This window comes from Kibdelosporangium persicum (genome assembly GCF_013280595.1).
In the GTDB taxonomy this organism is placed as follows: Bacteria; Actinomycetota; Actinomycetes; order Mycobacteriales; family Pseudonocardiaceae; genus Kibdelosporangium; species Kibdelosporangium persicum.
Genome location: NZ_JAAATY010000027.1, coordinates 46,557 through 66,962, shown reverse-complemented (window position 1 = coordinate 66,962; position 20,406 = coordinate 46,557). Strand labels below are relative to the sequence as shown.

General features: G+C 67.5%; 14 protein-coding genes. 3 read left to right on the top strand and 11 right to left on the bottom strand.

The window, feature by feature from the left end; all coding sequences use genetic code 11:
• Positions 1 to 28: 28 nt before the first annotated feature.
• Positions 29 to 1,243, bottom strand: a complete 1,215-nt coding sequence (locus GC106_RS35415) for a cytochrome P450 (RefSeq protein WP_173139613.1) — start codon at positions 1,241 to 1,243, stop codon at positions 29 to 31.
• A gap of 5 nt (positions 1,244 to 1,248) precedes the next feature.
• The gene (gene gad, locus GC106_RS35410) at positions 1,249 to 2,622 is read right to left on the bottom strand and encodes a glutamate decarboxylase (protein ID WP_173139611.1); all 1,374 of its coding nucleotides are present in this window, start codon (positions 2,620 to 2,622) and stop codon (positions 1,249 to 1,251) included.
• Between the two features lie 1,022 nt (positions 2,623 to 3,644).
• Here gad and GC106_RS35405 point away from each other — a divergent pair.
• Together GC106_RS35405 and GC106_RS35400 are read left to right on the top strand one after the other, a co-directional pair.
• Entirely contained in the window at positions 3,645 to 4,580 is a 936-nt protein-coding gene (locus GC106_RS35405; protein ID WP_173139609.1) for a hypothetical protein, read from the top strand.
• 299 nt (positions 4,581 to 4,879) lie between these two features.
• Positions 4,880 to 6,835 (top strand): hypothetical protein, encoded by a 1,956-nt coding sequence (locus GC106_RS35400; RefSeq protein ID WP_173139607.1) that lies wholly within the window; start codon positions 4,880 to 4,882, stop codon positions 6,833 to 6,835.
• A gap of 367 nt (positions 6,836 to 7,202) precedes the next feature.
• Here the strand turns inward: GC106_RS35400 and GC106_RS35395 are convergent, their stop codons facing one another.
• From GC106_RS35395 to GC106_RS35385, 3 genes are read right to left on the bottom strand one after another with little or no spacing between them, the layout of a single operon-like run.
• A complete protein-coding gene (locus GC106_RS35395) occupies positions 7,203 to 8,054 on the bottom strand; it encodes an ABC transporter permease (RefSeq protein ID WP_217281382.1) in 852 nt (283 codons plus the stop codon).
• Positions 8,021 to 8,785 (bottom strand): ABC transporter permease, encoded by a 765-nt coding sequence (locus GC106_RS35390; RefSeq protein ID WP_173139605.1) that lies wholly within the window; start codon positions 8,783 to 8,785, stop codon positions 8,021 to 8,023. Before GC106_RS35390 ends, GC106_RS35395 begins: the two co-directional genes overlap by 34 nt.
• On the bottom strand, positions 8,786 to 9,763 hold the full coding sequence (locus tag GC106_RS35385) for an ABC transporter ATP-binding protein (RefSeq protein WP_217281381.1): 978 nt from the start codon (positions 9,761 to 9,763) through the stop codon (positions 8,786 to 8,788).
• A gap of 147 nt (positions 9,764 to 9,910) precedes the next feature.
• On the opposite strand from GC106_RS35385, the gene GC106_RS35380 reads away from it, so the two are divergent.
• Positions 9,911 to 10,765 (top strand): phytanoyl-CoA dioxygenase family protein, encoded by an 855-nt coding sequence (locus GC106_RS35380; protein WP_173139604.1) that lies wholly within the window; start codon positions 9,911 to 9,913, stop codon positions 10,763 to 10,765.
• Here GC106_RS35380 and GC106_RS35375 read toward each other — a convergent pair.
• The 6 genes from GC106_RS35375 to GC106_RS35350 are packed head-to-tail and all read right to left on the bottom strand — an operon-like array spanning position 10,750 to position 20,253.
• Positions 10,750 to 11,841: a winged helix DNA-binding domain-containing protein gene (locus tag GC106_RS35375; protein ID WP_173139602.1), complete on the bottom strand. Its 1,092-nt coding sequence runs from the start codon at positions 11,839 to 11,841 to the stop codon at positions 10,750 to 10,752. The genes GC106_RS35380 and GC106_RS35375 overlap by 16 nt on opposite strands.
• A 20-nt stretch (positions 11,842 to 11,861) precedes the next feature.
• On the bottom strand, positions 11,862 to 12,878 hold the full coding sequence (locus tag GC106_RS35370) for a hypothetical protein (RefSeq protein WP_173139600.1): 1,017 nt from the start codon (positions 12,876 to 12,878) through the stop codon (positions 11,862 to 11,864).
• Positions 12,875 to 14,296, bottom strand: a complete 1,422-nt coding sequence (locus tag GC106_RS35365; RefSeq protein WP_173139598.1) for a condensation domain-containing protein — start codon at positions 14,294 to 14,296, stop codon at positions 12,875 to 12,877. Before GC106_RS35365 ends, GC106_RS35370 begins: the two co-directional genes overlap by 4 nt.
• On the bottom strand, positions 14,293 to 15,300 hold the full coding sequence (locus tag GC106_RS35360; protein WP_173139596.1) for a biotin synthase BioB: 1,008 nt from the start codon (positions 15,298 to 15,300) through the stop codon (positions 14,293 to 14,295). The genes GC106_RS35365 and GC106_RS35360 overlap by 4 nt, the downstream gene beginning before the upstream one ends.
• Positions 15,290 to 18,142, bottom strand: a complete 2,853-nt coding sequence (locus GC106_RS35355; protein ID WP_246367521.1) for a TrpB-like pyridoxal phosphate-dependent enzyme — start codon at positions 18,140 to 18,142, stop codon at positions 15,290 to 15,292. Before GC106_RS35355 ends, GC106_RS35360 begins: the two co-directional genes overlap by 11 nt.
• Positions 18,143 to 18,144: 2 nt before the next feature.
• Positions 18,145 to 20,253: a BTAD domain-containing putative transcriptional regulator gene (locus GC106_RS35350; protein WP_173139592.1), complete on the bottom strand. Its 2,109-nt coding sequence runs from the start codon at positions 20,251 to 20,253 to the stop codon at positions 18,145 to 18,147.
• Positions 20,254 to 20,406 lie beyond the last annotated feature (153 nt).

The window sequence follows — 20,406 nt, the reverse complement described above, 5'->3', positions numbered from 1 at the left end:
TTCCCGGAGCGCCCGAACCGTCAGGCCTCTACTTGCGTGCTGGCAGTGCCGAGACGCCTGGCCATGAATGCCTGCTCGGTGTCGCGTCCCACACGGCGGCAAGCGGTCCTGGCAGCCGTAGCTTCCAGCCGTGTGGTTCCGGCTGCCAGCCCGGCGCCGGCCGCACGCCCGGTATCCGTTCGAACAACACGTCCAGCGCGGTTCGTGCCAGGGCGGTGACCAGTGGGTGTGCTGGGCAATGGTGCGGCCCGGCGCCGAACCCGAGGTGTGTGCGGACGTCGCGATGCAGGTCGAACCGGTCGGGTTCGGTGAACACCGTCTCGTCGCGGTTGGCGGAGGCGATGGCCGCGGCGATCATGCTGCCCGCCGGGAGTTCACGCCCGCCCAACGTTGCTGTCCGCGTGGTGCGTCTGCCCAGCACGCCGACCGGAGCACTCCACCGCAGCGCCTCGTACACCGCCGCGCCGAGCAGCCCCCGGTCGGCGCGAACGGTGGCGAGCTGGTCGGGCGCCGACCACAGGGCCACCAGTGTCCAGCCTGCCAGCCAGCCGGGTTCGATCACGCTCAGCGCGAGGTGCTTCACCACTGGCACCACGTCCGCGTCCGGTCGTGCGTCACCACGCGGTCGGTGGGCGTGCAGCAGGTGGGAGATCACGGATCTGTCCGGCTCTGTCCGCAACCGGCGGACCACCTCGGTCACGGCCGCGTCGTCGGCCAGCGATCCCGCCGCGGACCTGTCCACGGCGGGATCGCGACCGAAGTTGTTGGCCACCTGCGTCAACAGGTTTCCCCACTGCCGCAGGGTGTCCGCACCGGCACCGGGGTCGAGCCCGAGCAGGGTGGTCATGGCGATCGCCGCGACCGGCTCGAAGTAGTCCGCGGCCAGGTCGGCTCGCCCCGACGTGACCACCTCGTCGGCGATCCTGGACGCGACCGGCCGGGCGACTGTGTCCACGAAGTCGTTCACCCGGTGGGCGTCGAAGTCGTGCCGGAACGCCTCCCGCACGTCCTGATGGGACTCACCTTCGCGCAACAGCAAGGGCGTGCCGCCGCACAGATCGAGCAGCGGCGAGCCCGGCTGGTCGGTGGTGAATCGCTGCACATCCGTCAGGACCGTGCGGACGTCGTGCCAGCCGGTGACCAACCACTGGCGGATCTCCGGAATCCAGGTGACCGGTTCCCGCCCGCGCAGCCGGGCGTAAACCGGGTAGGGGTCGCTCTCCAGTTCCGCGACCGTGACCATGGACCTCAGTCCTTGAACGTGGGCACGGTCGTCGCCTCAGGCAGGGGGAACGGGTGGCTCGCAAGCCGTTCGGTGTGTTTGGCCATGCTCTCGAGGAACCTCGCCGCGAGGTCGAGCGTGAACCCCTGTCGGCACACCACGCGGATCACGTCCACGTGCTCCAGGTTCGGCGGCAGGCTGTACGCGGGCACGTGCCAGCCGTCGCCCTTGAGTGCCTCGGACAGGTGGTACACCGTGAACCCCAGCCCTTCCGGGTCACGCAGCCGGAACGCCACCACCGGCAAGTCCTCGCCGTCGCTGATGACCTCGTAGGACCCGAAGGCCTGGATGCCCTTCGCGACGTGCCGCGCGACTTCCTGGCACCGCTGCGCGACCAGCTGGTAGCCGGCCATCCCGTTGCGCAGGAACTGGTAGTACTGCGCGATGACACCGGACGCGGGCCGCGAGAAGTTCAGCGTGAACGTGGGATGGTGGCCGCCGAGCACGTTGCAGTCGAAGATCAGGGACTCGGGCAGGTACTCCGGGTCCCGCCACAGGCACCAGCCCGAGCCGGGGTAGACAAGGCCGAACTTGTGCCCGGACGCGTTGATCGACACCACCCGGGGCAGTGCGAAGTCCCAGGCGAAGTCCACGTCGAGGAACGGCGCGACGAACCCGCCGCTCGCGGCGTCCACGTGCAGCGGCACGTCCACGCCCCGGGTCGCGGCGACGTCGTCGAGTGCGGCCGCGATCTCCGCGACCGGGTCGTAACGCCCGTCCTGCGTGCTGCCCAGCACTGCCACGACGCCAATGGTGTTCTCGTCCACCGCTTCCGCGGTCAGTGCCGGGTCCAGGACGGTGCGGCCCTCGGCCAACGGCACCATCCGAGCCTCCACGTCCCAGAAATTGCAGAACTTCGGCCAGCAGACGTGCACGTGGGTCCCGAAGACCATGTTGGGCCTGCCGGTGCCGCCCCGCTCGCGCCAGCGGCGCAGCATGGCCAAACCGGACAGCATGGCGGCCTCCGAACTGCCGCTGGTGGAGCAGCCGATGAACCGGCCGTCGTCGTCGTGCCACAGGTCCGCCAGCGCGTTGATGCACTCCTGCTCGATCTGGGAACTCGCCGGATACTCCTCGCGGTTCATCAGGTTGATCGACGCGGTCTCGGCGTAGATCCGCTCCAGCTCCGGCTCGGCCGCCGTCGTGCAGAACGTGGCCAGGTTGAGCGCCGCCCGGCCGTCGAGCAACAACCGGGACTGCACGATGCCGGCCGCGACACCCGCGGGCATCGGGTTCTCCGGCAGCCGTCCCTTGGGAACGACGTCCTCGTCGATCCGCTGGGCGAACACGGGAGCGATCTGCAAATCGTGCTCATCGGTGATCACGCGCTGCAAACTCATGGCCAACTCCGGATCTACGAGGCCTTCGATGGATGGTTCGAACTTCCGCGACGGTTCGGCGGCGGTACCGGCGGATCTGCGTCACGGGTCACGTCCGCTGGAGAGCCGGGTTCCTGAATGGACTCATCGATCCGCGTGACCAGGGGCCGAACACGTGGCGGTGAACTCCCGCTTGTCGTGATGATCCCCTGGGGCGCAGTCAATGCGTCCGCGCAGTCGCCAGGAGTCCGGTGCTCGTGCCAGTCATCTTGTCCTTTCAGGGTTCCGCTGTTTTGCGCGCCAGGACGAACGCCGCCTTCGTCCGGCCAGTGCAACGCACCGGAACAACCGAAGTGCCGGATCCGGGACAGCGGTTGCCGGGAGTACCGACGCGGAACGGACCGCTCGAATCCTGTCCGACTGCTTCGCACCAGGAGCCTGACATGGACTCCCTTGTGGCGCCAGGGGGTTTCCCCGGTCCGGGAACCGCAATCACTCGTACTGATGAAGGTGGCTCACCGACGGTAAGGACAATGGAGCTGAGCCATACCGAGAAGGGTGGCCATACGTCCTCGGCCGCAGGGTGCCACCGCGGGATGGCGACCGACTGCGACGACGCTCCACCCGGGAATCCCGAGTGAGCGATCTATGCTGCTCGGTCCGGTAGGGACGCTGCTTCGGACCGGCTTCCACGCGCTCGGATGTGCATTATCGTCCTCGGGCGGCTCGTGAAGCCCATACACCGCCAGTGACCGATCCACTGTTCCGGGGCCACACGAGCCGCGGCCGTCCCTGCCGCCAGGTGCGCCGACCCGCAGTGCTGGGAATCGTGCAGGGAAGGCGGGCGGCGCAGTCACAATCCGCCGTTTCCTTGTCAGACGTTCACGAAGCCAACAACCGCAATAGCCCACATGACGTAGCGAGCCGGCGTCCGTCCGCCCCGCCGTTTCATGAATGCGCCTCAGAAACGTGAACGATGGTGCGACAAGTCACTGACGTGGTACGTTCCGAGCATTGCGGTAGCATACTTTCTTGGGGGTCAGATGCGTAGCATGATGGCCGTTTGTGCGGCGTTCTCGTTATTGATGGCGGGGGCCGTTCCCGTGCAGGCCCAGACTCAGGATCTGTGCACGTGGACGCCGTCGTATCTGCCGCTGCCAGCGGGTGTGACAGGCGGCGCGGTGTGGGCGGCAGGGTCGAACGGCTACCTGGCCGGTCAGGCGACCAACGGAATGTTGCTGCTCTGGCATAACGGCGAACTCGTCGATGTGGATGCTCCAGTCAGCACCTCCATCGATGTCTCCGGCGTCAACGGCAGTGGCGAAATCGTTGGCTGGGACGGGCGTTCGCGCACGGCGTTCGTGTACCGTGACGGTTCGTTCCAGACGCTTCCCAGCCCTCCTGGGAGCGACGCGTCTGCCAGCGCCATCAACGATGCGGGCGACATCGTCGGTATCGCCTACGGCTTCCCGGTGCCCTACCGCAGCGTCGTATGGAAGCGGAACCAGCCCGGCACCTACCAGATCATCGCCGACGACGTGGCAGTCGGCATCGACAATGCGGGCCACGTGGTGACAGAGAAAGGGTTGGTGTGGTCGCCGGACGGGACCACCAGCCGGCTCGCCGGTTCGCCCAACCTCCAAGTCCAGCTGTTCCAACACGGTCACGCTCTCGGCCACACGTTCGGCGACTACACCGGCATGCACAAGTGGGACACCATGGGAAGCCTGGTATACCGATACGAGGCTCAAAACCGCCCCACTCCTCGAGGCATCAACTCCCGCGGGCAGCTCGTTGCCTGGTACACCCCGACAGGCGGCACCGCGGGGACACTGGGCGTGTGGCGCGAGGCCACCTTCGTCGGCAATGTCCCTGCCGGTGAACGGGTTTACGCGGTGATGGAGACCGGCGAACTCGCCGGGCAGCGCAGGTCAGCAGACGACCGAACCTGGGTACCAGCCACCTGGACATGCTCCTGACCACACCAGCTCAGGACAAGCGAAGGATCGGCTGCCGCCGTCGGTCGGATGCTATCCCGCCGGTGGGACGGCGACTACGACACGGCCGCCTTGTGGGGGCCACCAAAGGCTGTACCGCGTCCTGGCCTCCAGTATTGATCAAATGATCCAGAACAGCTTTCTTGAGCGGATGGTCAGCACTCGACTCAATAGCCGGTCGCATAGTCGAAGACCGGTTAGCGCATCCGATAAGTGTCCAGGGACGTGCCGCTGTCGAGGCGCCGTGTACCGAACCGCATCTCTGGTGCACCATGCCGGGTGTGGTAGCTACTGGCGCGGACCCGGCCGCGCGTCCTGGCGTGCTGACCGATCTCACCGAGACTGAGCGGGCGTTGATCGACGCCGCCCGCCGTGGCCGGCAACGGGTATGCAGCCGCCTTGAAGTGGACGAACTACGAACGTCAACCAGTCCAGACCATCTGGTACGCGCCAGGTTGCTGCGGGAACTGCTGCTGGGCTGGCACGGAGACCTGGACCCTCGAGGGGTCCGCCTTACTGGGGCACGGGTCACCGGCGAATTCGACGCCAACCATGTCAAAGCCGACGTCGGCCTTGTACTTCACCGCTGCGTGATCGACCAGTCCGCACAATTCCGCCGTGCACGCCTGCCCTGGCTGACGCTGACCGGCTGCAACCTGTCCGTACTAGACGCGCAAGGTCTGCGGGTCGAGGGCGACCTGATCTTGACAGAGGGATTCGCCGCGACCGGCACAGGTGAACACGGCGCCGTCCGACTGCTCGACGCGCACATCACCGGCTCACTCGACCTCAGCACGGCCCGCTTGACCAACGACACCGGACCCGCCCTGAACGCGGACAGGCTCCAGGTCGACGGCGGCCTGTTCCTGCAGGAAGGGTTCACAGCCGTCGGCACAGGCGAATTCGGCGCCGTCCGAATGCTCGGCGCCCACATCACGGGCCAACTAAGCCTCAGCACGGCCCGGTTGACCAACGGCACCGGACCCGCCCTGTACGCGGACGGGCTCCGGGTCGACGGTGACCTGTTCTTGCGCAACGGGCTCACCGCGACCGGCGCAGGGGAACTCGGCGCCGTCCGATTGCTCGGCGCCGCAATCAGTGGAAACGCTGAATTCGATGGCGCACAGCTGAGCAACGTCACCGGACCCGCCCTGGGCGCGGACAGGCTCCGGGTCGACGGTGACCTATTCTTGCGGGAAGGGTTCACCGCGACCGGGGAAGGCGAGCACAGCGCCGTCCGACTGCCCGGCGCCCACATCACCGGCTCACTCGACCTCAGCACGGCCCGCTTGACCAACGACACCGGACCGGCCCTGGGCGCGGACAGGCTCCGGGTCGACGGCAGCCTGTTCTTGCGGGAAGGGTTCACCGCGACCGGGGAAGGCGAGCACAGCGCCGTCCGACTGCTCGGCGCCCACATCACCGGCCGACTCGACCTCAGCACGGCCCAATTGAGCAACAAGACCGGACCTACGCTGAACGTGGCTAATGCGCGCTGTTCGTTGCTGGTTCTGCCCGCCAGCGTCATGTGTCCGTCCGGCCGACGGGAGGTGAGCCGAACGTGCCCGGACTCCGACCGTGTGATCGGCCTGAACGGGTTCACCTACACCGATCTGGCTGAGGTGTCGTGGGGTCAGTGGCTACACCTGCTGCGTCACCACACCTCCGACTACCGGCCACAGCCCTACCAGCAATTGGCCGCGGTACGTACCGCCGCCGGACACGACCGCGACAGCCGCCAGATTCTCATCGTCCAACAACAAGATCACCGTGTTCGGGGTGATCTTGGCGGCCCGCTCCGCCGCACGCTGCACGCAACCTGGGGCGCACTGGGCGGGTATGGCTACCGCACCGGCCGCATCGCCCTCGCCCTTCTAGCCGTCCTGGCCCTTGCGGGAGCACTGGGCGTGTGGGCCGGTAACACCCCCACCACCAACGGTCAGCACGCCGCCCAACGCCCGCCCCAACCAAGCACTCAGCCCACGCAACCAGTGAGCCCGCCCGCGACCACTACATCCGCGCCTGCGCAGTGCTCCTTGGTCGAACAAATCGGACTTGGCATCGACCGCGGCCTGCCCCTCGCCTCCACCGGCGTGCGAACCCGCTGCGACCTGGACACCACCAGCACCGCAGGCCAATGGTTCACCGCCACCATCTGGCTCCTGCAAGCCACCCTCTGGGCCCTGGCCACGCTCGCCATCGCCGGCTACACCAACCTCGTCCGCAAAGTCCGCTAACGACCGGCGGGGCGGAGGGACAAGGCTGGTTGGAGCCGCACGGTTTCCGGGTCGGAGACGGTGAACCAAGTTGCGGCGGAGTTCGGCCACCAGGCCACCACGGTGCGTATCTCTGTCGCGGCCACCGCCGCGCCGATGCAGGCTCTCGGGCCGGAGGGCGAAGGGGAAGTAGGCGCCGCGTCGAATCTTCGTCCCGCTTCCGAGCCAACGGCATCGCTCGAACTCGTCGGCGTTGCCAACGGGCCGCCTCGCTGTTGATCACCGTGGCGGGACACGCACGCTTGCGGGTCCGCGGCCGCCTGTCCACTGTGGTCTTCGCACCGGTCACGTCGCGATCGGCGAACATGGACATGAGAACTCCGGCGTGCTACCGCCGCAGCCGACGGCGCATCCGACGGGCCGCCACCGCCGTCGCCGCCACCATCAGCACAAGGAGGTAGAGCAGGTTCACCAGCGAGGTGGAGTCGAGCGGGCCGAGTGTCATCGCTCGGGTCAGTTCCACACCGTGGTAGAGCGGCGTCAGTTCGACCAGGATTCGGGCCGGTTCCGGGAACACCGACAGCGGCACGAACGTCCCCGAGAAGACGAACAACGCGAACTGCACGACACCGGAGTATTCGAAGTCCGACCAGTCACGCATGAAGGTGGACATCGCTAGTCCCACCGCGCTGAACGCCAGGCAGATCAGCAGCGCTGCCGGGAACGCGGCAAGTGCCGCCCATGGCGTGACCAAGCCCATCATGATCATCACCAGCAGGAAGGCCCCGCTGTACAGCGCGCCCCTGATCGTTGCCCACATCAGTTCGCCGAACGCGACTTCCGCCGGTGTCACCGGAGTGTTGAGCACCGAGTCGTAGTGTTTCAGGTAGCGCAGTTTCGCGAAGAAGTTGATGGTGGCCTCGGCCAGCGCGCCGTTCATCGCCGACGTGGCCAGCAGAGCCGGCGCGATGAAAGCCTGGTATGAAATGGAACGGCCGTCTTCGAGCGGTATGGCACCGACCAACGACCCCACACCCCAACCGACCGCGAGCAGGTACAGCAGCGGCTCCGCGAAACCGGACAGCACAAGCCAGAAATACGAACCAGCGCTACGGATCAGCGTCAGGTCACGTGCGGTCACCGCGCCCACGTGGGCTGGACGCACGACGTCTCCGGCCACGACACGACCGAGCATCACCGCGACCATCAGCTCCCCAACCGTTTGCGGAATCTCGACCACGCCAGCCAGAATCCACCGGCCGCCCACGCGACGAGTACCGCGACATGGACGAACGCGGGCCAGGTGGTGGTCATCGCAAGCGTTGTCGCGCGGCACAATTCCACGCCGTTCCACAGCGGCAGCACATAAGCGACCGGACGAACGAAAGCTGGCAACTGCTCGACCGGGAAGAACACGCCGGAGAAGAGCATCATCGGCAGCACCCCGATTCTGCTGATCACCGCCATGGCGTTCGCACTGTTCACACTGGCCGCCAGGGCGAACATCGGCGCCGCGGACGCCACGCCCACCAAGGCCACGACCACCGGCGTCACCACCGCGAGGACGGACCCGACCGTGCCGAAAGCGAGCATCACCACCAGAAAGGCGATGGCCGCCACCATCACACGGATTGCGATGTATCCCAGCCTGCCGAGGATCATGTCACCGACGCGCAACGGCGCCGCGGCCATGCTGTCGTAGACCTTCTGCCACTTGAAATTGGTCAGCACCGGAAAACCACCTTCGCCGACCGCGATCTGCAGACCGGCGAAGGCGATCAGACCCGGTGCGATGTACTGCAGGTACGGCACCGGAAGCGCGCCACCGCGGTCCACAAAGGAACCGACCGCCAGTCCCATACCGATGAAGAACAGGATCGGCATCGCCAGCGAACTGGCCACGGTGCTGAGCCACACTCGCCGGTAGCCCGCCAAGTGGTATTCCAGAACCGCGACCGAGGGATGCGCCATTCATGCCTCCACCAGCGTGCGGCCCGTCAGGTGCAGGAACACGTCCTCCAGACCACTGCGCCGCACCAGAACTCCCGACGGCCGCAGACCACGCTCGTACACGGTGGGAACGATCGCGTCGCCGTCATCCGTGTAGAGCAACAGCCGGTCAGGCAGAACCTCGACGTGGCTGCCGATGCCGACCAGTTTGTCCGCACAGGACTCGTGGTCTTCGGCGGCAAAGCGGAGTTCGACCACTTCCTTGGTGCAGTGGGCGTCGATCAACGCACGGGGCGCGTCCTGCGCGACGATCCGGCCACCGTCCATGATGACCAGACGGTCGCAGAGCTGCTCCGCTTCCTCCATGTAGTGAGTGGTCAGCACGAGCGTGATGCCGCGTTGCTTGAGCTGGAACAGCCGTTCCCACACCAGGTGCCGGGCCTGGGGGTCCAAGCCGGTGGTCGGCTCGTCCAGCAGCACGATCTCCGGATCGTTGATCAGCGCACGGGCGATCGTCAGCCGGCGTTTCATCCCGCCGGACAACGGTTCCACCTTGCTGGCGGCGCGATCGTCAAGCTGCACGAACCGCAGCAGGTCATCCGCCCGCCGCCGGGCTTCGGCACGGGTGATCCGGAAGTAACGCGCGTACGTGGTCAGGTTCTGCCGCGCGGTGAGCTCCAGGTCGAGGTTGTCCTCCTGGGGACACACACCCAGTCGTGCCCGGACCGAAGCGCCTTCTCGTACAGGATCCATGCCGAGTACGGTCAGCCGGCCATCACTCGGCGGCGACACGCAGCCGATCATCCGCATCGTGGACGTCTTGCCCGCGCCGTTGCGGCCGAGGAAACCGAAGGCCTCCCCTGACCGGATCGTGAAGTCGACACCGTCCACGGCGGTGATGTCGCCGAACCGCTTGACCAGGCTCCTGGCACGGACGACCGGCTCGCCCGTGGCCAGGCCGTGTCCGTGGACGGCCGGTGTCGCCGAGATTCCGGTCATGCCACGACGATCGCGCGACGCCATACATCGGCCGTACAGGATACCTACTCTGTAGGTGGACTGTATGCCTTAGCGACATTGTCGTGGTCATGACGCACACGCGTGTCCCTCAGTGATCGGCGCACAACACAGGTTGGGAGAGCGGCCATGCGCGACGAGCTGACCGACGAACAGATCGAGTTCTACCAGGAGAACGGTTACCTCGTCATCGAGGACTTCCTCGACGGCGCCGAAGTCGACAGGTTGCACCTGAATCTCACGGCGGCGGTGGAGAACCGTGGTGAGGCGCGGATGGCGAACGAGACCACCACCGGTGGTGGTGAGAGCCTGAACGTGTCCCAGCCGGCCGATCGCAAACGGCTGCGTGACGCGTTTCTCAAGCACCGTCGATCGTGGACGCGGGTGCTGTCGCAGCACGTCAACCTCTGGCAGACCGACGAGCAGGTGCGCAAGTTCAGCCTGGACCCCCGGCTTGGCCGGATCGCGGCCGTGCTCGGCGACGTCGACGGCGTCCGGCTGTGGCACGACCAGACGATGTTCAAACCGGCATGGGGCGAGCCGACCGGCTGGCACATGGACACCCCCGCGTTCTCCTTCACCCACTCGTCCGCGTCCACGTTCTGGTTCGCACTGGTGGACTGCGACCTGAGCAACGGCTGCATGCACTACATCCCCGGCAGCCACAAGGCCCGGATGCGCACCAAGGGCGGCATGCGGATAGACAGCCTCAAGCACCTGAACCCGAAATGGGAGAACGCCGAACCGGCGGCCTGCCCGGTGCGCGCCGGTGCCATGATCGTCCACAACGGAGACACCGCGCACGCCTCGTGCGCGAACATGACGCCGCGGCCACGCCCCGCCTTCGCCATCTCGTGGATGCCGTGTGGCGCGACGTACAACGGCACGCCCAACATCCTGCCCAACGAGATCCTGGCCACGATCAAGGTCGGCGACCCGATCGACTTCGACGACTACTTCCCGGTGGTCTACAGCCGATCCTGAGCGCCCGCGAGGAAATCACGCACCTGTTCCGCTCGCGCCCGCAGTCGCCGGCCTGCCCAGGCCGGCAAGCGGCCGAACGGGCGCAGCTCCACGCTCACCCGGTCGCCGGTCCCCTCGTGCCGCCACACGCCGGCGATCCGTCCGTTGACCACCAGCACCGGCGAGATCCAGCCCTGCTTGCGGAACACCTCGTCCCGATGTCTCGGGTCCAGCAACGGCGGCCGGCGGCTCATCCCGATCACCCACGGGTCGAACGCCGGAAGCAGGCAGGCGGTGCCCGGAGCTGCCGCGGCGCGGATGTCGGCCAGATCCGAAGCGAGCACCCACGCCCGGTGACCCTCCACATCGACTTCCACCGCGTCCTTTCCCAACGCCGCGATCAACTTGTGACCGCGCGTCGGCACCGGCGGCCCCAGCCACCACCGCGTGAGGTCCTCCGGCGTCGCGGGCGCGTAGGCGGCGAGGAACTTCCGGGTGATCTCGCGGAGCGCGTCCTGCGCGGGCGGACGGCGAATCGGCTCGCGCAGCCACGTATCCGGCGCGGCGAACCTGACCTGAGTGCCGTCGCCCTTCGCGAAGCAGATCTTTCCCCGGAACGACGCGGCTTTCAGGTACGAACCCCAGCTGGACCCGATCCATTCGGCGTGCGCCGGATCGCCGCTGATCCGCTCGGCAGCCGAGGCCAGTTCGGTGCGTGTCAGCACCTTGTCGTCGAGCGCCGCACTGATCACGTCGACCAGCTTGTCGATCTTCGCATTGCCCACGTTGCCGAACTTCGTCTGCGTGCCGAGTGCGGCCAGCCACAGGCCCAATTCCGACGACGGCAGAATGTGGAGCGTGCCACGCGCGGCCCAGAGCTTCACGAGCGTGCGGCGTTCCCACAAGGCGTCGGCCAACGCGTTGCGCGGCAATGTGTCGGTTCGTGCCCACAAGCTCAGCTCGGCGGACGACATCACCTGCGCGTGCAGCCCGCAGAGCGTGCTCGCGACCGTGACCGCGTCACGCGCCGGTTCCACCAAATGGTGCCTGCGCATGCGCCAGGCAAGCGCCTGTCGCCAGGACAGTTTCTCGCTCACCACTCGAACCATACCGTTTCTCAGGAAGCGCGCACGGTGACCGACTCCGGACATCTGCCGATGCTGGAGTTGAAGTGCCACATGGACAACGCGTCCAATCGCCGCCACAACCAGGCGCTGCTGTGCGTAGTGTCGTCGTCGCCCTCACCAGGGCTGGCCGCCCGCCACATCGCTTCCAGTCGCACGGCAAGCGACTCGATGTCGCCGAGACACAAGTCGTACGGCGCGATCGGTTTGTAGCGGTGCAGCGCGAAGAGCAACAAGCTGATCTTCTTCGCGGTCGCGGCCGTCTGGTAGCCCAGCGCCGCCAGGTCCGAATGGCCATATCGCTCACACAACGCCGCGAACAGGTACACCTGCGGCTGAACGTCGCCCAGTGCGAACAAGTCGACCGCGTGCGCCAACCGACGGGTAGGACCCGCTGCCCACCACTGGGCGAGATCGGCTGTGGCCCTGGCGAGCCGGCCAAGCGGCCTGGCGGACGCCGTGATGGTTCTGCGGACGTCGACCGGCCGTAGTGGTCGACGAGGTCTTGACAGGTCCAGGTCGAGCACCCGCGTGCAGGCCCGTCTGGTCTGCTCGGTCACCGGTACCTCGCCACGGAAGCCGCCCGCTTCGTCCGCGTCGACGTCGAGAAACCGCAACGTGCCTCCGTCGATTCCGGTCGCCAGCACCGCGTGGTGGTGGATGTGCCGACGGCCTTCGTACGGGTCGCCGGGCCAGAAGTACCCGTCCGGCCAGATCAGGATCGGACGACCGGCCGCCAGCCGTGTTTCGACCACATCCCAGCGGCTGCCGCCGTTCGGCGCGCTCATCCAGCGTGCGGTGGCGGTGCGCATGCGCAGTTGTGGCCTGCCGTCGCGATGGAAGCGAGTGGTGATCGGGCCGCTCATCTCGGCGACGATCTCGTCCGCTGACATGCCGCCGCCTCGCAGAACGGCTTCGACGCCGCGGTGGTAGCAGGTCATGCCGTCCAACGGGATGTCGCGCCAGCCCACCGCGCCCTCACGGGTCATCACCGGGGCGAGGCCCGTCATGTTCCCAGCCTTCGATCACGTTCGTACTCCTCACGCAGATCGCCCACCTTGGTCTGCGGAGACCACGCGAGTGCCTCGACGATCCACAGGTAGGTGTCCACGAGTCCGCGCATCACCTCGGTCGGGTAGACCTGATCGTTGTAGAGCAACACACCACCGTTGCGAGGATTGCCCATCGCCACACTGGGACCGCACCATGCGTCCCACGCCTCGAACAAATCCGCGGGCAGCGCACCGGCCACCAGGTCCGACGACTGTTCGGCGGGCGGACGCCCCGGGATGTAGGCATGACGCAGCCGCAACCGGGAATCCTCGGACGCTGGACGGTAGGACGCGCCGGAGTAGAAGTGTCCGTCACACAGGTGGTAGTCGGCCCACGGCCGGGCCGAGTCGAACCGTGGATTCACCGCCCGGGCGATCGTCTTGTAGGACAACAGGTTCTCGACACCCTCGGACATCGACCGGTGCGCGTTGCCGACCACATCCCGCAAGGCCGCGCCATCCGGTGTGTCGACGCAGACGTACGTGTCGGTCACGAACTGCATGACCGAGCGCCTCTCCGCCTTCGTCGGCCGCGCCAACGTCCCGCTCGCGATCACCGTCCGTTCCTTGTGCCCCAACAGGGACAACAGGACGTGGTACGCGGTGAGCACCACGACGAACGGCGTTGTGGAAGCACGCCAAGCGATCCGCCGGAGTTCGGTCGCGGTCGGCGTCGGCAGTTCGAACCCGACCCGCGCACGGCCGAGCAGGTCCGCGTCCGGTGGTGCGGAACGGGTGAAGACGGGATTCTGCGGCACCGGAGCCAGGTTCGCCCGCCAATGGGCCACGCGATCGGCCCGTGCCTCGAACCGGCGCGACTGGATGGTGTGGATCTCGGCGAACGACGGGGCATCGCTTGTCCATCCTGGACCGTCCCCGGTGCGCGCCTGGTACGCCGTCAACAGGTCGTGCATGAACACGTCGCACGCCGCACCGTCGGCGATCACGTGCGAGAACGACACGTTCACCAGGCAGGTCACCTCGCTGAGCCGGACCACCCACGCGTGCCACAACGGCCCGCCGAGGTCGAACCGGCGCCGGTTCTCCTGGTACGCGAGTTCCTGTACCCGGTCGGACTGGGCGGTTTCCGTCCAGCCGGACAGGTCAAGGAACTCCACCGGCGGGTCGATCCGGTCGTTGACGACGACGGCCGGGTCCGGTGCCACCGTGGTGAAGGTGAGCCTGAGCGCGTCCTGACGAGCGATCACGTCGTCGAACGCGGCCGTCATCGCCTTGCGGTCAAGTGGGCCGTCGAGATACCGGTTGTCCACGATCAGCACCCGGGACGCGCCAGGATCTGACGGGGACAGCGCGTACATCAACTCCCACTGCATCTCCTGGGTGGGCACTATCGATGCCGGCGAGTCGACGGTCACGGAATGAACTCCTTGCGGCGCGCGGGTGTCCGGCCCGCGAAGACCGACTTGCGCGGCCTGAGGCCGGTACTGGCGATCAGGCCCGTCGCGTAGTCGCGGCGCACGACGAACCGATCCTTGCCGTAGATCAGGTAACGGTCGCGTTGCTCGGTCGGCGTGAAGTTCACCGTCATCACGTTCGCGCCCGCGGCGAAACCACGGTACTGGCCGCCTTTCTGGTTCTTGGCCAGCGCGCTGACCGACGGGATGAGCCAGTTCGGCTCGACCAGCCTGCTGGCCGCGAGCGCGTTCAACGTCACCTCGACGTCGCCGGGCGGCTGGCCGGCCAGCGGCGTGTCCGGCGCGGGGACGAACGGCGACATGCTGCACATGTGCGCCCCGATGTCCCTGGCAAGCAGGATGTCGCGGGCGATGCTGGCCAGGCTTTGCCCCGGCAGGCCGACGATCGCACCGGTTCCCACCCAGTAGCCCAGATCCAGCAGGTCCCGCATGCAGTCCAGCCGTGATTCCAGCGTCTCGAACCGCATCCGCTCGTTCAGGCCGGGGTCGCTGGTCTCGTGTTTGATGATGTAGCTCGTCGCACCCTGGTCGCGCAGGTACGCGTACTCGTCGTGGGACTTGTTGCCGAGATTCAGCAGGATCTCCACGTCGCCGTGGTACAGGTCATGGATCTTCGGCAGTGCCTCGCCGACCACGCGCGTGGTCTGCGGTATCTCGCCGCCTTGGAAGAACACCACGTTGATGTCGTTGGCGTGCACCGTCCTGCCCGCGTCGACCAGGTCGTCCACGGTCAGCCGGAAGCCTTCGTTGTGCCGGGTGTTCTCCCGCCGCATCGGGCAGAACTGGCAGTTCACCCGGCAGTGGTTGGCGATCTCGGTGACGCCTCGGACGACCACCTCGTCACCGAAGACCTCGTGCCGCTTGTCCCGCGCGGCCGCGAACAACTGCTCCTGGTCGGAACCTCTGAGTTGGAGCATCTCCACGATGTCGCGTTCATCGAGCATTGCTGCCGCTCTCCTCTCCCAGTAACCCGAGCGCGGGGTGTTCGACGGACCGGCGCAGCACGAGTTTGCGCACCTTGCCGGCTTCGTTGCGCGGCAGCCGGTCGAGCACCTCCAGCCGTTCCGGCCAGTAGTGCCTGGTCACACCGCGCGCGTCGAGGTACCGCTGGACGTCGGCGAGGGTGAGCCGGGTGCCGGGCCGCAGGACGACGAACGCGCAGGCCCGCTCGCCGAGCCGGGCGTCGCGCATCCCGGTGATGGCCACGTCCGCGACCGAAACGTGGCCGGCCAGCAGTCCTTCCACCATCGTCACCGGGACCTTCTGGCCACCGCGGTTGACGACGTCGCCCAGTCGCCCGGTGACACGCAGTCGTCCGGCCTCGTCGAGAACGCCGAGATCACCCGTCCGGTACCAGCCGTCGGCGGTGAACGCCGACCGGTCGAACGCCGGGCCGAGACCGTATCCGGCGAACAGGCATGGAGTACGGACCTCCACAATCCCTTCGGTTCCGCGTACCGGCGGTCCGCCATCCGGCCGGGCGATCCGGACATGGACACCGGCGAGCGGCTTTCCGTCCGTAGCGGACGACACATCGGCCGGATCGTCCGGATCGGACAATGTGGCCATGCACGTCTCAGTGCTGCCCCAGGCCCGGCAGACCGTCGCATCCAGTTCCCGGTTGGCTCGGGCGGCCACCCTGTCGGGTACCGGCGCGCCGGTGACCACGCAGGCACGCAGGCTCCGCGGCGGCCGTGAACCGTGATCGACCTCGGCCAGCATGTCCACCACCATCGGCGGCGCCAGCTGGGCGAACGTGCCGGCGTGCCGGTCGAGCACCGCGAACGCGCGGCGAACGTCCCACTTTCCCTGATAGAGCTGTGCACAGCCGGCGATCCACGCCAGCACCATGCCGTACAGGAATCCACTGTGGTGTGCGATGGGACACGGCACGAACACGCGGTCCGCCGCGGTGATCCCCATCCGGTCGATCACCGCCCTGGCCGCCGTGGTCAACGTACTCACCTTGTGCAGGACCGGTTTCGGTTCTCCGGTTGTGCCGGACGTGAAGGCGAGTTGCCCGATCCGATCGCCGCATGGCCGCTGCTTCGCGGTGCCCTCAGGATGTGGCACGTCGTTCTCGCCGACGACGATGACATGTTCCACCCCGGCGGCCAACGCGGCGCGACGCTGGTCGCCTGATGCCACAACGAGCACGCGGATCGACGCCTGGTCAAGCAATCGGGTGATCTCGCTGATCCCGAGCGACGGCAGCAGGAAGCAGCACGCTGCTCCGGCGCGCAGTACCGCCAGCGCGGCCACCGCCGACTCGCCTCGGTTGGGCAACCACTGCCCGACCGGTTCGTCGGGCCGGACGCCCAGTCCGACGAGGACTTCGGCGAACCGGTCGGCCTGTGTGGACAGTTCACGCCACGTCCACGTCCTGGCCGTCCCGTCAGCGTCGTCGATGACTGCGATTTCGTCCGGACGTTCTCGCACCCACCGCGCTACCCAGTCTGCGGGCGACTCGGCGGTACGTGCCGTTGTTGCGGGCTGGCGCGGCAATGCGGCCAGCGACTGCGCTATCTGCTCGTCGGACGGTGCGGTGTCCGCCATCGTCCCGTCGTGGAATGCCTGGTACGCGGCGAGATCGAGGTAGCCGTGTCCGCTCACGCCCACGACGATGCAGGCCGATTCCCCGCGTTCGTCGGCGCGTTTGGCCTCAACGGCCGCACCGTGCACCGCGTGAGCACTCTCCGGCGCGGGCAGTATCCCCTCAGTCTCGGCGAACCTCACCGCGCTGGCGAACACCGCACGCTGCCGGTAGGCGACTGCCTCGATCATCCCGTGATAGCGCAGGGCACTGACGAGTTTGCTGGTCGCGTGGTACCGGAGGCCGCCCGCGTGCATCGCCGGTGGGCTGAACGAGTGGCCGAGCGTGTACATCTTCTGCAACGGTGTTTGCCCGGAGGCGTCAGTGAAGTCGTAGGCGTACTGCCCGCGTGTGAGCTTCGGACATGCTTCCGGCTCGACGGACACACAGCGAACGGGCCGTTCGCCTCTGGCCATCGCACCGAGGAACGGCAGTGTCAGGCCGCCGAAGTTGCTGCCGCCGCCGAGCGATGCCACCACGACGTCCGCGGTATCGCCCGACTCGGCCAGCTGATCTTGTGCCTCAAGCCCGATGACGGTCTGGTGCAGCAAGGAGTATGTCTCGCCGCTCCCGGTACAGAAGGCGGAACCTTCCTGTTCGGCGTCCGCCAAAGCCTCGGCGAGCGCGACCGACAGGTTGCCGTCCCGCTCGGTGGCGGCACGCCCGACCTCGGTGGCTTCGCTGGGACTGGCGCGCACAGTCGCACCGAGCAACTCCATCATGGTCCGGCGGTACGGCTTGGCCTCGGAACTCGACCGGACCATGTAGACACCGCAGCCGAGACCGAACATGGAACACGCCGCGGCGACCGCGGTCCCCCACTGCCCCGCACCGGTTCCGGCCGTCAGTCTCCGCACACCTGCCCGGCGGTAGTAGAACGCCTGCGCCACAGCGGTGTTCAGCTTGTGGCTGCCGCTGAGGTTGCCGCCTTCGTACTTGTAGTAGATCCGGCACCGCGTCCCGATGGACCGTTCGAAGGCCAGCGCACGGCGCAGTGGCGTGGGCCGCCACTGCCGGTATCGGGACAACACCTCGTCCGGAATGGCCAGCCACCGCTGCCCGCTCATCTCCTGACGGATCAGCGTGGCGGGAACGGACAGCCGGGACCGGGCGCCGGGCGCCGTGCCCACGTCTGGTGGCAGGTCGAAATCCAGGTCGGGCAGGACGTTGTACCACGCCTCCGGCAGGGTCATGCTCATCCCGCCCGGCCGGTCGGCGTCCGCGAGGCGCCGACCAGCGCGAGGATGTCCCCGACGTTGTCGAAGCTGGCGTTCATGATCGCCACGTCGTCCAGCTCGACGTCCATCCGTTCCTCCAGGCTCACCAACAGCCGGACCAGCTCGAGTGACGTGAGGGCAAGGCCGTCGTCGGCCAGCGAGGTCTGCGGCGTCACCACCAGGTGCTCGTCCGCCCTGCCCTGGCTTGCCAGCAGGTTTTCGATGAGGTGGCAGATCTCCTGCTCGGCGTTCATGCGTCCTCTTCTCTCCGTGTCGATCAGTCGTCGGTCGATCCGCGGCTTCGCCGACGTGCGGGCCCGGCCGCGACCGCGGTTGATGCCGGTCACCGACCGCAGCACGGTGCCCTCGGCGGTGAACCGTTCGTGGGCGAACGTGTGCAGCACGACCGGCATGTGGTAGTTCGGGACTCCGTCGTCGGTCGATCCCGGGCTCAGCAGTCCCTCGTGCAGCAGGCGTTCCAGTTCCCGATCCGCCTCGTGCACCGGCACGTGCAACAGCTCACCGAGACCGCCCGCGGTGACGTGCTGGGGATCGAACTGGCTGAGCATGCGGAAGCAGGCGCGGGTGCGCGGTGCCAGAGTCTGGTAGCTGACCTCGAACAACCGCCGGATGGACAGACCGTCCACAGTCAACTCGTCCAGCACTTGGTCCGGTACGGACAACCGCTCGGCGAGCACCCGCAGCGAGTGCCGCGGCCGTGCGGCCAGCCGCGCCGCGATGATCCGGATCGCGGCGGGCAGCCTGCCGCACGCCTCGACGATCTGCGCCGCGTACGCCGGTTCGTCGTCCACCCGCCGCTGCCCGATCACACCGGCCAACATGGCCAGCGCATCCTCGTGGCGCAACGGTTCCAGGTGCAGGTGCGCCGCCGCTTCGACACCGGCGAGCCATCTGCGGCTCGTCATCATGACCAGGCTGTTGCCAGGGCCGGGCAGCAACGGCATCACCTGTGCGGTGTCCGCGGCGTCGTCGAGCAGGACCAGCATCCGGCGTTCGGCCAGCAGCGTCCGGTACAGAGTGGTGCGCCGTTCCGCGTTGTCCGGCATGGCTTCCGGGGTGACCCCCAGGCCGCCGAGCAAGGTGCCGACGGCATCGGCGGGGTCCAACGGCATCCCGCTGGATCCGCGGAGGTCCACATAGAGCTGTCCGTCGGGGAAGCCGTCGGCGATCTGCGTCGACACCGCGATCGCGCTGGCGGTCTTCCCGACCCCGGGCGGTCCGGAGAACAGGATCACCTGATGCTGGTGGTTCTCCACCAGTTCACGCACCCGGTCCCGTTCCTCCCCGCGGCCCACGAACCCTGTCCCGCCCGCGGGCAGCTGGTGAGGTGTCCCGCTCGTGCCGGGCGCGGCGCCCAGCTTCGGACTGCCCTGGATCTCCTCACCACCGAGCACCGCGGCCTGCACCCGGCGCAGTTCCGGCCCAGGCTCGATCCCCAGTTCGGTGACGAAGACCTGTCGTGCTTCGGCGACCGCGGACAAGGCCTCGCCGGTACGGCCCATGCCGTACAACGCGGTCACGAGGCAACACCACAGCCGTTCGTCCAGCGACCGTTCTCCGATCAGTTCACGGAGCACAGCGACGACTTCGGCGTGCTCACCGAGGGCGAGCCGCGCGGTGATCCAGTCGACCTGGACCTGCCAGCGCTGCTCCTCGAGCGCCACGGTCTTCGCGCGGATCGTCGGCCCGAGTTCGAGCTCCGGCAACGGCGCGCCGCGCCACAGGTCGATCGCCTCACCGAGCAGCACCGCCGCGCCGGAGTGGTCACCGGCGTGCAGTGCCTGCCTGCCATCCGCGGCCAGTGTGGTGAACCGGAGCAGGTCGAGCTCTTCCGGATCGGCCAGCAAACGGTAGCCGCCCGGGTGGCTCTGCAGCCGTTCCCGGTCGTTGGCCAGGCACAGCAGGTGTCTCAGCTGCGAGACGTAGGTCCGGACGTTCTCCAGCGCCGAACGCGGCGGCTGGTCGGGCCAGATCCCCTCGATGATCCGGTCGATCGGAACCACCTGGGACGTGTTCAGCAACAGAATGGCGAGCAGCGCGCGTAACCGTTTCGCACGGATGGCCACGGGTCCACGGCTCGTGACAATTTCAAGCTGCCCCAGGACATAGAACCTCATAGGCTGCACCCGAACGTCCGAGGTATATGGTCGGCGGGACTCGCCCGATCACCCGTCGGCCCATCCCGGCAGGAATGGGGAAACGCTGGGAGAATCCCCGAT

Excerpts from the sequence above, each read along its gene's own strand:
- gad (WP_173139611.1), bottom strand. The coding sequence starts at position 2,622 with ATGAGTTTGCAGCGCGTGATCACCGATGAGCACGATTTGCAGATCGCT.
- GC106_RS35355 (WP_246367521.1), bottom strand. The coding sequence starts at position 18,142 with ATGACCCTGCCGGAGGCGTGGTACAACGTCCTGCCCGACCTGGATTTC.
- GC106_RS35360 (WP_173139596.1), bottom strand. The coding sequence starts at position 15,300 with ATGCTCGATGAACGCGACATCGTGGAGATGCTCCAACTCAGAGGTTCC.
- GC106_RS35390 (WP_173139605.1), bottom strand. The coding sequence starts at position 8,785 with ATGGCGCATCCCTCGGTCGCGGTTCTGGAATACCACTTGGCGGGCTAC.
- GC106_RS35385 (WP_217281381.1), bottom strand. The coding sequence starts at position 9,763 with ATGACCGGAATCTCGGCGACACCGGCCGTCCACGGACACGGCCTGGCC.
- GC106_RS35405 (WP_173139609.1), top strand. The coding sequence starts at position 3,645 with ATGCGTAGCATGATGGCCGTTTGTGCGGCGTTCTCGTTATTGATGGCG.
- GC106_RS35380 (WP_173139604.1), top strand. The coding sequence starts at position 9,911 with ATGCGCGACGAGCTGACCGACGAACAGATCGAGTTCTACCAGGAGAAC.
- GC106_RS35370 (WP_173139600.1), bottom strand. The coding sequence starts at position 12,878 with ATGACGGGCCTCGCCCCGGTGATGACCCGTGAGGGCGCGGTGGGCTGG.
- GC106_RS35415 (WP_173139613.1), bottom strand. The coding sequence starts at position 1,243 with ATGGTCACGGTCGCGGAACTGGAGAGCGACCCCTACCCGGTTTACGCC.